The organism is Mycobacterium sp. UM_WGJ, from assembly GCF_000455125.1.
GTDB lineage: Bacteria > Actinomycetota > Actinomycetes > Mycobacteriales > Mycobacteriaceae > Mycobacterium.
This window is the reverse complement of sequence record NZ_AUWR01000062.1, coordinates 23633-36050: the sequence shown is the minus strand read 5'-3', so window position 1 is coordinate 36050 and position 12418 is coordinate 23633. Positions and strand designations below refer to the sequence as shown.

15 protein-coding genes and 1 tRNA gene are annotated in these 12418 nt (G+C 67.5%); 6 read left to right on the top strand and 10 right to left on the bottom strand.

Features of this window, described 5'->3' with window-relative positions; genetic code table 11:
* The first annotated feature begins 23 nt into the window (after window positions 1-23).
* Window positions 24-1280, top strand: coding sequence for a nitrate/nitrite transporter (locus N416_RS0117945; RefSeq protein WP_024443485.1), 1257 nt, complete (start codon window positions 24-26; stop codon window positions 1278-1280).
* A gap of 5 nt (window positions 1281-1285) precedes the next feature.
* Here N416_RS0117945 and N416_RS0117940 read toward each other — a convergent pair whose 3' ends face one another.
* On the bottom strand, window positions 1286-1657 hold the full coding sequence (locus N416_RS0117940; RefSeq protein ID WP_036458485.1) for a DUF732 domain-containing protein: 372 nt from the start codon (window positions 1655-1657) through the stop codon (window positions 1286-1288).
* A 403-nt stretch (window positions 1658-2060) separates the two neighbouring features.
* On the opposite strand from N416_RS0117940, the gene N416_RS0117935 reads away from it, so the two are divergent.
* Entirely contained in the window at window positions 2061-3593 is a 1533-nt protein-coding gene (locus N416_RS0117935) for a hypothetical protein (RefSeq protein WP_024443483.1), read from the top strand.
* Between the two features lie 36 nt (window positions 3594-3629).
* Here N416_RS0117935 and N416_RS0117930 read toward each other — a convergent pair.
* A tRNA-Leu gene (locus N416_RS0117930) sits at window positions 3630-3716 on the bottom strand.
* Window positions 3717-3806: 90 nt separating this feature from the next.
* On the opposite strand from N416_RS0117930, the gene N416_RS0117925 reads away from it, so the two are divergent.
* Genes N416_RS0117925 through N416_RS0117915 form a run of 3 tightly spaced genes read left to right on the top strand, consistent with a single transcriptional unit; the run spans window position 3807 to window position 5273 of the window.
* Complete coding sequence (locus tag N416_RS0117925; RefSeq protein WP_024443482.1) at window positions 3807-4529, top strand: LAGLIDADG family homing endonuclease; 723 nt, start codon at window positions 3807-3809, stop codon at window positions 4527-4529.
* 34 nt (window positions 4530-4563) lie between these two features.
* Window positions 4564-4935, top strand: coding sequence for a hypothetical protein (locus N416_RS0117920; RefSeq protein ID WP_024443481.1), 372 nt, complete (start codon window positions 4564-4566; stop codon window positions 4933-4935).
* Window positions 4932-5273 (top strand): DUF3817 domain-containing protein, encoded by a 342-nt coding sequence (locus N416_RS0117915; RefSeq protein ID WP_024443480.1) that lies wholly within the window; start codon window positions 4932-4934, stop codon window positions 5271-5273. Before N416_RS0117920 ends, N416_RS0117915 begins: the two co-directional genes overlap by 4 nt.
* 14 nt (window positions 5274-5287) lie before the next feature.
* Here the strand turns inward: N416_RS0117915 and N416_RS0117910 are convergent, their stop codons facing one another.
* The 8 genes from N416_RS0117910 to clpS form a co-directional block, all read right to left on the bottom strand.
* Window positions 5288-5908, bottom strand: a complete 621-nt coding sequence (locus N416_RS0117910; protein ID WP_192830899.1) for a non-canonical purine NTP pyrophosphatase — start codon at window positions 5906-5908, stop codon at window positions 5288-5290.
* The gene (gene rph / locus N416_RS0117905; RefSeq protein ID WP_024443478.1) at window positions 5905-6684 is read right to left on the bottom strand and encodes a ribonuclease PH; all 780 of its coding nucleotides are present in this window, start codon (window positions 6682-6684) and stop codon (window positions 5905-5907) included. Before rph ends, N416_RS0117910 begins: the two co-directional genes overlap by 4 nt.
* A 35-nt stretch (window positions 6685-6719) precedes the next feature.
* On the bottom strand, window positions 6720-7496 hold the full coding sequence (locus tag N416_RS0117900) for a cyclic nucleotide-degrading phosphodiesterase (RefSeq protein ID WP_024443477.1): 777 nt from the start codon (window positions 7494-7496) through the stop codon (window positions 6720-6722).
* Window positions 7497-7576: 80 nt separating this feature from the next.
* Window positions 7577-8383, bottom strand: coding sequence for a glutamate racemase (gene murI, locus N416_RS0117895; protein ID WP_036458467.1), 807 nt, complete (start codon window positions 8381-8383; stop codon window positions 7577-7579).
* Window positions 8380-9039, bottom strand: a complete 660-nt coding sequence (locus N416_RS0117890; RefSeq protein ID WP_036458466.1) for a rhomboid family intramembrane serine protease — start codon at window positions 9037-9039, stop codon at window positions 8380-8382. Before N416_RS0117890 ends, murI begins: the two co-directional genes overlap by 4 nt.
* A 1-nt stretch (window position 9040) precedes the next feature.
* Window positions 9041-10111, bottom strand: a complete 1071-nt coding sequence (locus N416_RS0117885; RefSeq protein WP_024443474.1) for a P1 family peptidase — start codon at window positions 10109-10111, stop codon at window positions 9041-9043.
* A gap of 5 nt (window positions 10112-10116) precedes the next feature.
* Window positions 10117-10704: a DUF2017 domain-containing protein gene (locus N416_RS0117880; RefSeq protein WP_024443473.1), complete on the bottom strand. Its 588-nt coding sequence runs from the start codon at window positions 10702-10704 to the stop codon at window positions 10117-10119.
* Window positions 10705-10733: 29 nt separating this feature from the next.
* A complete protein-coding gene (gene clpS, locus N416_RS0117875) occupies window positions 10734-11048 on the bottom strand; it encodes an ATP-dependent Clp protease adapter ClpS (RefSeq protein WP_024443472.1) in 315 nt (104 codons plus the stop codon).
* 55 nt (window positions 11049-11103) lie between these two features.
* Between clpS and N416_RS0117870 the strand changes: the two genes are divergently transcribed.
* On the top strand, window positions 11104-12414 hold the full coding sequence (locus N416_RS0117870; RefSeq protein WP_024443471.1) for a nicotinate phosphoribosyltransferase: 1311 nt from the start codon (window positions 11104-11106) through the stop codon (window positions 12412-12414).
* The last annotated feature ends 4 nt before the right edge of the window (window positions 12415-12418 follow it).

The following is a 12418-nucleotide window of genomic DNA, read 5'->3' as shown; positions in this document are numbered from 1 at the left end:
AAGACAGACAAGGTAGGCCCGAATTGCGTCCCTGGATCGTGTGGGGCACCGGCCTGCTGTCCTATTTGGTGGCCGTGCTGGACCGAACCACTTTCGGAGTCTCGGGCCTCGACGCCGCCGATCGCTTCCACGCCGGCCCGAGCACGCTGTCGTCGTTCGTGATCGTGCAATTGGTCATCTACGCGGCCATGCAGATTCCGGCCGGAGTGCTCTTGGACCGCTTCGGCCCCCGGGCGATGATCGCCACCGGCGTCCTGGTGCTCTCCGCCGCCCAACTGACGCTGTCACTGACCCATTCGCTTCCCACCGCGGTCGGCGCGTACGGCGTCATCGGCCTGGGCGACTCGTTCATCTTCATCTCGGTCATCCGCCTGCTGCCCAATTGGTTTGCCCCCAAGCGTGTTCCGCTGCTCACCCAACTGACCGGCATCTGCGGCCAGTTCGGCCAGTTCCTCTCGGCGGTGCCGTTCCTGGCGATCCTGCTGCACGGCGGCTGGACGGCCGCCTACCTGTCGGCCGCAGGGCTGGGCCTGTTCGCCGGCATGCTGACACTGGCCGTCACCCGCGACGCCCCGCCGGGAACGCCGACCGCCGTGCACGCACGAAGCTTCGGCGACGCGTTCGGTGAGATTAAGACCGTGTGGTCGCGGCCGGGGACTAAGGCGGGCTTTTACACCCACATGGGCAACGCGTTCTCCCCCGGCGTGTTCGCGCTGATGTGGGGGGTGCCATACCTGACGACCGCGCAAGGCCTTTCGCGCGGCATGGCGGGCGCGGCGCTGACGCTGTCGGTACTGCCCTTCATCGTGGTGGGACTGCTGGCCGGAACGATTTCGGGACGTTGGCCGGGGCACCGTTCGCGGGTGGCGCTGACCATGATGGCGCTGATCGCGCTGACCTGGACGGTGCTGCTGGCGCTGCCGCAGCCCGCGCCGCACTGGCTGTTGGTGGTGCTGATCCTGGTGATCTCGGCGGGCCAGCCAGTGTCGATGCTGGCCTTCGACTTTGCCCGCACCTACAACCCGCCGGCCTCGTTGGGCACCGCGCAAGGCATGGTCAATACCGGCGGCTTCATCGCCACCCTGCTCATCATGCAGGCGATGGGGGTGGTCATCGCAATGACCGGCGGCTACTCATTCGCCGCGTTCCGGCTGGCCTGGACCATGCAGTACGTCGTCTGGGCGGTGGCCGCTGTCGGCGTGGTGATCTACGCGCGCAGGGCACGAGACTCCGAGACGTTCGGGGAAACTCCCATACCGGTGGCCGTCTCCGAGCATTGAACCAATCAGCGCCCCGGTACATGTAGATACGGATCCGGCAGCTGCGGGCAGTAGGCGTGCCGAGCCGCGTTGATGATGGCGTGCGCCTCGTCGGGTGTCACTTCCAGATTCGCGATGACCGAAACCGGCACCAGCCGGGGCGAATCGCTCAGCGCCACGCAGACCGCGTGGCCCTCCTGCACCATCAGATTGCGCAGCGACTCGCACTTGATGCTGCCGCAGATCTGTTTGTCGTAGTCGAGATGCAACCCCTGTTGCTGCAGTTCGCCGAAGAACACCTGGTCTTCGTCAGGTTGCGCTGCGGCAACCGGTAGTGGCACAAGACCCCCGGCACCAACCATCGCGACGCTGAAAGCGCTGGCCACCCACGTTTTCATCGTGTTGCACCAATCCTCGGACGACTGCATCGTTCATTCTGACACCGGCGGGAGCACCGGCGGGGCGAACTTGAGCGGCCGGCGAACCGACCTTCGTCCTTCACTACAGCCGCTTCACCCCCGTATTAGCTGTAGGGGTGCTGACAGTCGGCTGTCGAGCGCACCATTTTCCCTACTGTCGCGGAACAGAATAGCTGTTCAAAGGCCTTCTATCCCCCAAGACGGCGTCGCGACGCGCGGCGTCGAATTTATTAGCTGGATGGGATGGGCCTATCAGAAACCCGGTCTATCGTTCGTCTCACGCGTACAGCAGGTCGCGCTCGTCTTCGCAGGACCGCCCGGCTGATGCGCCGTCAAGGGGGACGGTCGAACCACCTGGGTGGTCTGACTATCGGGGGAAGACATGATCAACGCACCACTCTGCCATCGGCATGCGCGGACGGGCTGGTTGCTGGCCGCGGCGAGCGTAGTGGTCGCGGCCACCGTCGCGCCGGTCACGCCGTGGCCGGCGGGGAGGTCGGCTGTCGAGCGGGCGGTGCGCCTGGTTGCCGGCGACTCCCTGCTCGCCGTCCCCTTCAACCTGGCCCAAGACCTCTTCAATGTTCCGGCCAACGAAGTCGCCGCCACCGATGTACTCGCTGACTCCTTTTTCTGGACCGGCACCTGGTGGACGCCGAGCGCGACGAACCTGTGGGGCGAGGACCCCGGCGACCCGGGGCACTTCATGGCCATCTTCGACTACCTGTTTCCGTTCGCTCCGCAGGTCTCAGGCCTCGACCAGCCAGAGATCGATCCGACCCTGCTGGCAAACGGGACCGCGGGCCTGGGGCAGCAGTTCGCCATGCTGGCCGCAGCCGAGCTCCCCGTCAGCGCCTCGTGCGACGCCGTCCAATGCGCCCCGATGGTGCCGACGGACCCGATCACCGGTGTCACCGGGATCGACAAGTTGATCGACTTCGAGAAGGTGTTCACAAACTTTCCCAATGCCGACAACCAGTTGCCGCTATTCAGCCACTGGTTGCAGGTGCCGTTGCAGCAGCTGCTCAACGGATATCAGTTCCCCAGCACAGCAGCTGACACCGCCAACCCGACGGCCGCCGGAATCGCGGACCCTTCAGCGGGTATCGGCCCGGGCGGTTCGGTGCCCGGCGCCCCGCTCGACGCGGTACCGGGCAGTCAGGCTCAACCGGGCTTCGGCTTCCCGGGCACCGCCTCCGGACCCGACGGGCAGAACTTGATGCCGTGGTCAGGGGTCAACGTTCAGCTCAACCCGCTCGGGCCGTTCGAACAGTGGTTTCAGAGCCTGGAGGCGCCGGTCAATCCGAACGGCTTCCAGCTGGTCGGCCCGGACGACGTATCCGAGGCCCTGAAGGCTTTGGCCGCAGGGGCGGTGGTGGACTTCGACCCGTTCTCCCCCGGCAGCCCGCTGTGCCCGGCGTTGTGCGACCAGCCTCCGTTCGCGCCGCCCTTCGGTCTCACCACGGCGGACCTGGTGCAGTCCATCCAAAACGTCGGGCCGCCCAGCCCGCTGATCAGCGAATGGCTCAGCCTCAACAGTTCAGGTCTGGCGAACGCGCCGACCCAAGACCAGATCGACGCCACCGTGGCCGGCCTGCAAACCGGGGTGCTCACGCTGAACCCGGGCACCGAGGCGCAGATCGTTGACTACCTCAACAGCATCAACCCCAACCTGGCCGAGCTTCTCGTCAATTCGGGGCTGATGACCGACCCGGGGTACCTGGGTCCCTGGACCGGAACCGGAGGCCCGGACAGCGGCGTCGACGTTCCCTCGGTACCAACGGAGTTGGGTGGGTGGAACCCGCTGCAGGTCTGGCCGGACCTGCTCGGCGTCGCCGACCCAACCGGGAATCTGTCGGGTGACCTCACCGACTTCTGGAGTTCGCTGTCGAGCATCTGGGACAGCTTCGGGCTGTAGGGGCTCGGGGCATCCCCCTGCCAACCCAGTTCCCAATGGTGCGGGCGGAGGGACTCGAACCCTCACGCTCTTTCGAGCAATGGCACCTAAAGCCATCATGTCTGCCAATTCCATCACGCCCGCGGACGCACGAATTCTACTGGGCCAGCCGATCGAAAAATCTGTCGGTGTTCCGAACTAACGTTTGGGCACAACGCGCGGAAAGGCCGGAACATCCGATCCACCGAGGAATTCGACGCTGTACAGCGACTCATCGCCTCGGGGCTCAGCGACTGCGCTATCGCTCGCCAGACCGCTGTTCCTCGGCGCACTGTGTGTCAATGGCGGCATGGCCCCAAGGTTCGGCACGCATCTGCTGGCCGCAGCCATGATTTCTCTCGCCTACCAGCAGCTGAATACTGCTACCTGCTCGGCCTGTACCTGGGCGATGGCTGTATCTCCCAATACGCCCGAGCATGCCGTCTCAGGATCACCCTCGATGCCAAGTACCCGCGAATCGTTGAGCGTTGCCGCAGCGCGATCGACGTACTGATGCCTGGTCAACGCGCCGCGGCATTTCATCGTTCCGATCATTGCATCGAGGTTTACCTGTACTCGAAACACTGGCCCTGCCTTTTCCCCCAGCACGGCCCCGGCAAGAAGCATCATCGGCCGATCCGGCTGGAAGCGTGGCAGCAAGCGCTCGTCGAGCAGGCGACCGAGGAGTTCATTCGCGGCCTCATCGACAGCGACGGCTGCCGGACGGTGGCCAATGACCGCGGTGTGCGAAGCGTCCGTTACCACTTCTCCAACCGCTCCGACGATATCCGCGGCCTGTTCTGTGCGGCGCTAGATCGTCTCGGGATTCCGTGGACGCAGAACAGCACGTACCAGATCGCCGTGTATCGCAAAGCCGCCACGGCGCGACTCGACGAGTTCGTCGGCCCGAAGGCCTGACGGCATTCCGCACCAAGCGCGGTACCGTCAAGGGGTGTCCACTACACGGCGTCGGAGACCTGCACTGGTCGTGCTGGTGATCGTCGCCGCCAGCTCGTGCCTGGGCCTGGGCTGGTGGCAGTGGAGCCGGTTCCAAGAGGTCAACGGCACCTTCCAGAATCTCGGCTACGCGCTGCAGTGGCCGTTGTTCGCCTGGTTCTGCGTGTACGCCTATCGCAAGTTCGTCCGCTACGAAGAAGAGCCGCCCGAACTGCACCCCGAAGACACGCTGACCGAGATACCCGCGGGGCTGCTGCCGGAACGGCCCGCGCCCGCCGCCCCCACCGATGACCCCGCGATGCGCGAGTACAACGCCTATTTGGCCGAGCTCTCCGAGAACGCCCGACAGAACAGGAACACCGCATGACCTCCTCCCCCGCCCAGGCCGCCCCCGTCGGGAAGATCCGCAGCGCGCTGCTGCCCTACCGGGTGATGGCGTGGGCAACGGGTGTCTGGCTGATCGCCCTGTGCTACGAGATCGTGATGCGCTACGTGGTCAAGGTGGACAACCCGCCGACCTGGATCGCCGTGGTGCACGGCTGGGTGTACTTCGCCTACCTGCTGGCCGCGTTCAACCTGGCGGTCAAGGTCCGCTGGCCCCTCGGCAAGACCGTCGGGGTGCTGCTGTCGGGCACCATTCCGCTGCTCGGCATCATCGTCGAGCACTTCCAGTCCCGAAACATCAAGGCCCAGTTCAACCTCTGAGCCCCGCGGCGTCGTTAGGCCAGCGAGCGCAGCGCCGGCAGCAGCAACTCCAGCGCCCGGCCGCGGTGCGACGCGGCGTCCTTTTCGGCCGGGCTCAACTGCGCGGCGGTGCGGTCGGTGCCCGCCGGGACAAACACCGGGTCGTAGCCGAATCCGCCGTCGCCGTGCGGTTCCCGGGCGATGTTGCCGACCCATTCGCCGCGCACCACCACCTCGTGTTCGGGGCCGGTGCCCCAGACCAGCGCGCACGCGGAGACGAACGCCGCGCCGCGCCGCTCGTCGGGCACGTCGCGCAGCTGCGCCAGCAACAGCGCGGTGTTGGCCGCGTCATCGCCGTGGCTGCCCGACCAGCGCGCCGACAGCACCCCCGGCATACCGTTGAGCGCAGCGACGGTCAAGCCCGAATCATCTGCGACACAAGGCAATCCGGTGGCAGCGTAACCGTCACGGGCTTTGGCCAGGGCGTTCTCTTCGAACGTCGCCGCGGTTTCCGGCGCTTCGGGATACGGCGGCACCTCATCCAGCGAAACCAGTTGTACGCCCGAGACTCCGGCGTGCTCCAGCACCCGGCTCAGTTCGGCCAGCTTCTTGCGGTTGCGGCTGGCGACCAGCAGTTGCGTCACCGGCGCGGTCAGCTGCCGAACGCCTTCTTCGGCGCCGGCCCCTCCGGCAGCACCCCCGGATACGGCAACGCCAGCGCTTCGCGCTGCACCACGAACAGCTTCTCGCAGGCGGCCAGCGCCGCGTCGAGCATCTTGTCCAGGGTCGAGCGCGGGAACGTCGCCCCCTCGCCAGTGCCCTGGATCTCCACCAGGGTTCCGGTGTCGGTGGCGACCACGTTCATGTCGACCTCGGCGCGCGAGTCCTCCTCATAGGGGAGGTCGACGCGGACCCGGCCGTCGACCACGCCGACGCTGACCGCTGAGATCGCGCACGACAACGGGCGCGGGTCCGACAACTTGCCTGCGGCCGACAGGTAGGTGACCGCATCGGCGAGCGCCACATAGGCACCGGTGATCGCCGCGGTACGGGTACCGCCGTCAGCCTGCAGGACGTCGCAGTCGATCGCGATGGTGTTCTCCCCCAGCGCGGCCAGGTCGATGCAGGCACGCAGCGAGCGACCCACCAGCCGACTGATCTCCTGAGTTCGCCCGCCGACTCGGCCCTTGACCGATTCGCGATCCGAGCGGGTGTGGGTGGCGGCCGGCAGCATGGCGTACTCGGCGGTCAGCCAACCGCGGCCGGAGCCCTTCCGCCAGCGCGGAACGCCTTCAGTGACGCTGGCCGTGCACATGACCCGGGTGTTGCCGAACTCGACCAGAACCGATCCGGCCGGGTTGGCGGTGAAGCCGCGGGTGATGACAACCGGGCGCAGCTCGTCGTCGAGGCGACCGTCTTCTCGTTTGGACACGCGGATAACCCTATCGGGGGGTGCGAAATGCTGTGTCAGGACCGCTTGATGTCGAACGACTCGTCGCACACCACGGCGTGCACCGGACCGTCGAACTCCGCCTTGGCCTCCCCGATCACGTCCTCGCGCGAAGTCCAGGGCGGGATGTGGGTCAGCAGCAGTTGTCCGACACCCGCGGCCGCGGCGATGCGCCCGGCCTCGGTTCCCGACAGGTGCAGGTTGGGCGGCCGGGTTGCGTCATGGGTCCACGACGCCTCGCACAAGAACACATCGGCGCCGCGCGCCAGCTCGATCACCGCATCGCAGAAGCCGGTGTCGGCGCTGTAAACCAGCGTCGCGCCGGACGGATCGATGATCCGCATGCCGTACGACTCGGTTGGATGCGCCACCAGTCCGGGCTGCACGCGCAACGCCCCGAACGTGACGGGCTCACCGTCCACCCAGGCGCGGACGTCGAAGATGTCGGTGATGTCGTCGATCTCGCCGCCGTAGGGCGAGGACGCCGCACCCATCCGCGACCAGGTGTCGCTGGGCCCGTAGAGCAGCCCCTTGTCGAACGGCTTGCTCGCCACCGATGGGTGGTAACGGCGCCAGACGAACAACCCGGGCAGATCCAGGCAGTGGTCGGCGTGCAAGTGCGACAACAGCACATGCACCGACCCCGGATCGACATGGCGTTGCAGGGCGCCGAGAACCCCACCTCCGAAGTCGATTACCAGCGGCGGCGAGTCCGGCGCCTGCAACAGGTATCCCGATGCCGGCGAGTCCGGACCCACCACACTGCCGGAGCAGCCCAGCACGGTCAGTCGCACGTTCCCTACTGTGCCATGTTCGCCGCGACCATGATGAAGACACCGGCGCTTTGCTCACTATTCGTCATCGAAATCACGGGCTAGCGCAATGGGGCGTGGCGGTGGACGGCTCCGACGCCGGTGATCGCCGGGCCCAGAAAGCGGGTCGCCAGTTCAGCGAATGCCTCCGGATCGCCGGTGGCTTCGAAGACCCGCGTCGCCGGAGCGGCCTCACGCGGGCGCAGCAAGTCGCGCTCGGTGAGCACCCGTAACAGTTCCTTGGCGGTCTCTTCGGCGCTGGACACCAGCGTCACCTGATCACCCATCGCGAGCTGGATCAATCCCGACAACAGCGGGTAGTGCGTGCAGCCCAACACCAGGGTGTCGACTCCCGCGCGTTGCAGCGGCTCCAGATAGCCCTCGGCCAGCCCCAGCACCTGACGGCCGCTGGTGATACCGCGCTCGACGAAGTCGACAAAGCGCGGGCAGGCCACCGCGGTGATATCGGTGTCACGAGCCGCCGCGAACGCATCCTGGTAGGCGTGACTGGCGATGGTTGCCTGCGTCCCGATCACCCCGATGCGGCCGTTGCGGGTGGTTGCTACCGCCCGGCGCACCGCCGGCAGGATCACCTCGACGACCGGCACGTCATAGCGTTCCCGCGCGTCGCGCAGGCACGCCGCCGAGGCGGTGTTGCAGGCGATCACCAACGCCTTGATGCCCCGCGAGACCAGGTCGTCCCCGATGGCCAGGGCGTGCGCACGGACCTCGGGGATGGTCAGCGGGCCGTAAGGACCGTTGCCGGTGTCGCCGACGTAGATGATGTCCTCGTCGGGCAGCTGGTCGATGATCGATCGGGCCACAGTCAGCCCGCCGACGCCGGAGTCGAAGATTCCGATCGGGCTCACGCACCCGCCCCCCGACGCAGTGTCCGGGCCTTACGCTCGGGAGCCGCCAGCCAGTAGGCGGCCAGCACGCCGGCGAGCGCCCCGCACAGGTGGCCCTGCCAGGACACCCCACCGCATACGTTCAGCACCGGCACCGCTCCCCACAGGATTCCGCCGTAGAGGAATAGCACTACGACGCCGACCAGGATCTGCCAGAGATGGCGAGTGAACCATCCGAACACCACCAAAAAGGCCAGCCAGCCGAAGATCAGGCCAGAGGCACCGATGTGGTCCGTCGGCCCGCACGACGACCCGACGTTGCCGATCAACCATGTCCCCAGTCCCCCGACAATCCACACGATGGCGGTGGCCAGCACAAACCGAGACAGCCCAGTCAAAGTCAACAAGAAGCCCAGCACCAGCGCGGGGCCGGTGTTGGCCAGCAGGTGCGCCCAGTTCGCGTGCAGCAGCGGCGCAAACAGCACCCCCCACAAGCCGTCGGTCTCCAGCGGCCGGATGCCGTTGCGGTCCAGCTGGTGACCGCCGACCTGATCGACGGCTTCGATCAGGTAGAGCAGCCCGACGAAAGCGATGATGGTGGCCCCGCCGGTGCGCCAGACGGACTTCTCTTCGGGTTGCGGTGCGGGTGCGGTTCCCCCGCGGGAAGTCACGCCCACCTCACGCCCTTCCCGATCGGTCACCGAGCCGCTCGGCGAATGCGCCCGGCACGGTGCCGCGGTAGGTCGGGATTCCGGCCACCGGATCAGCACACAACAAGCCCGACAGCACCGCTCGGGCCAGACAGTCCGCCGCGGCGGCACCGACCTCGGCAATCAGGCCCGTCTCCGGGGACATCGCGGCCGGTGTTCCCGGCAGCGGCGGAACCTCGACGGTCCCGGTCGATAAGGCGAACACCACGTCGCCGTCGACCGGAGTGTGCGAGGGCCGGATGGTGCGGGCCAGCCCGTCCTGCCCGGCGATCGCCACCCGGCGGCAGCCGGCCGGGCTCAGCGCGGCGTCGGTGGCCACCACGGCGATGGTGGTGTTGAGGGACATTGATTTGGGCTCCAGGCCGGCCAGGATCGCCAGCTGTTCGGACGGCGGTGCCGTCAGACCGAATTCTTCGATGAGCAGCGTCGACCAGGGCAACCCGGTGGTGGGATCGATGAGTTCACCGGTCGGATTCACCACGACCATGGCGCCCACGGTGACCACGTCGTCCCCGAGCTCCAGTGTCATCGATGCGGTGCCCACGCCACCCTTGAAGACCCCGGCCCGGGCCCCGGCGCCGGCACCGACGCTGCCCGACAACGGTTGCTGACCGTCGGGGCCGGCGGCCGCGGCCGCGGCGGCGTAGCCGAATTCTGCGGTGGGCCGGCAGTCCCAGCCGCCGACGGGCAGGTCGAAGATGACCGCGGCCGGCACGATCGGCACCACGCCGCCCTCCAGCGCCACACCCCGGCCCTGCTCCTCCAACCAGGTCATCACACCGTCGGCGGTCGCCAGTCCGTAGGCGCTGCCGCCAGAGAGCACCACGGCGTCCACCCAGCGCACGCTGTTGGCCGGGTCCAGCAGGTCGGTTTCGCGAGTGCCCGGTGCTCCACCGCGACCGTCGACGGCGCCGACCGTCCCGGGTGGCGCCAGCACGACGGTGACGCCGGTGGCCCAGCCGGAGCCAAGTGTCGCCTCCGGATCGATCCGCTGGTGGTGGCCCACCCGGATGCCGGCGACATCGGTGATCGAACCCATGCCTGTCATCGTCTGGGCCTTCCCATCAGCGCGACCACCAGGAATTCCTGCAGCACGGTGAGCCACTGATACACGTTGAGCTGTCCAGCCATTGGATCACCCGCGGACAACTGATCCGGGCCGTCGGGACCTATCTTGAGCACGGCTCCCAGCGCGAGGCGGATGTCGTTGACCGCGGCAATCCAGGCGTTGGCCTGCTCCTCGGTCAGCTCGAATCGACCGCCCTGTTCCGGAACAGTGGCCAGGACCTGTTGTGCCGCAACACGTTTCGCGTCGATGATGCCTGGTTCATGCAGACTGCGCAGCGCCGCGTTCAGGCCATCTGCGTCGATCGCGGAAACGTCCGCATCACCCTCCGGGCGATAGAAATCCGGCAGCAGCCGGCGTGTCGTGGCGTCTTCGGGTGTTCGAGTGTTGCCGGTTCGTATCCCGGTGATCCGTTCAAGTTCGTCTGGCGGAGAAGCAGCCTCGCGCGCGTCGAGCATCTCGACGATCGAGCCGACCAGATTCCGGAGCAGCGCGGCCTCGTGAAGGGCCAGCGCAGACCGGAAGCGGGGTCCGTCGTCGGTCTCGACCCGCTTCCATTTCTGCACGGTGAAGTCCGGTTCCCTTCGGTTGGGTCTCAGCGGTCCTGCTGCATGGTCGCCCACAAACCGGCGGCATGCAGCTTGGACACGTCGACTTCCATCGACTCACGGCTTCCCGCCGACACCACGGCCTTGCCCTCGTGGTGCACCTGCAGCATCAGCTTGGTCGCGTGCTGCTCGCTGTAGCCGAACAGCTTCTGAAAGATGTAGGTCACATAGGTCATCAAGTTGACCGGGTCGTCCCAGACGATGGTCACCCAGGGCGAAGCCGTCTCCTCGACCGGGTCGGCGTGCCGCTGTCCGGTGCCCTGCGGTTTCACCGGGGCGGACGTCGGTACTGACGTGGCCATACCGGTCAGGATACCGAGCCGAGGTGGGGTGCAGTCCAGTCGATACGGTTGGCGGGTGAACCACTCGGCCCAGGGCGGCGGACTGCTCACCGACAAGTACGAGCTGACCATGCTCGCCGCGGCGCTGCGCGACGGCACGGCGGCTCGACCGGCCGGCTTTGAAGTGTTCACGCGCCGCCTCCCCGAGGCACGCCGCTACGGGGTGGTGGCCGGCACCGGACGGTTCCTTCAGGCCCTGGCCGGGTTCACCTTCGACGACGCCGCGCTGAGCCTGCTCTCGGGGTTCCTTGATCGCCAGACCGTCAATTTCCTGGCGGATTTCCGCTTCCGCGGCGACATCGACGGCTACCCCGAAGGGGAGCTGTATTTCGCCGCGTCGCCAGTGCTCAACGTACAGGGCAGTTTCGCCGAGTGTGTCGTGCTGGAAACGCTGCTGCTGTCGATCTTCAATCACGACAGCGCGATCGCCTCGGCGGCCGCTCGCATGGTCAACGCCGCCGGCGGACGGCCCCTGATCGAGATGGGCTCACGTCGCACGCACGAGCAGGCCGCCGTGGCTGCGGCCCGGGCCGCCTACCTGGCGGGCTTTGCCGGAACCTCCAATCTGGCGGCACACCAGCGCTTCGGCGTGCCGGTGCTGGGCACCAGCGCGCACGCCTTCACGCTGTTGCATACCGGGCCCGACGGCGAGGTGGCGGCGTTTCGCGCCCAGGTCGCTGCGCAGGGTGTCGACACCACGCTGCTGGTGGACACTTACGACGTCACCACCGGGGTGGCCAACGCCGTCGCAGCGGCCGGCCCGGGGCTCGGCGCGGTGCGCATCGACTCCGGTGAGTTGGGGGTGTTGGCCCATCAGGTCCGTCACCAGCTGGACCGGCTGGGGGCCACCAACACCAAGATCGTGGTCTCCGGTGACCTCGACGAGTACGGCATCGCCGCGCTGCGGGCGGCGCCGGTGGACAGCTACGGCGTCGGCACCGCGCTGGTGACCGGCTCAGGAGTTCCCGCAGCCGGTTTCGTCTACAAACTGGTCGAAGTGGACGGCAAGCCGGTGTCCAAGCGCAGCACCGGCAAAGAGTCCCAAGGCGGACTCAAACAGGCGCTACGGGTCGCCCGCGAAAGCGGCATCGTCACCGACGAGGTCGTCTACCCGGCCGGGCACCCGCCGACGACGGACGCGCGGGCCCGGCCCTTGACCGTGCCACTGGTACGCGGCGGTGAGGTGGTGACCGACACCGGGGCGACGGCGCTGGCCGCGGCGCGCGAGCGCGTGGTGGCCGGCCTGCACAGCCTGCCCTGGGAGGGGCTCAAACTCGCGCACGGCGAGCCGGCGATCCCGACCCGGCTAGTTCCCGGCGGCGCCTGAGCGC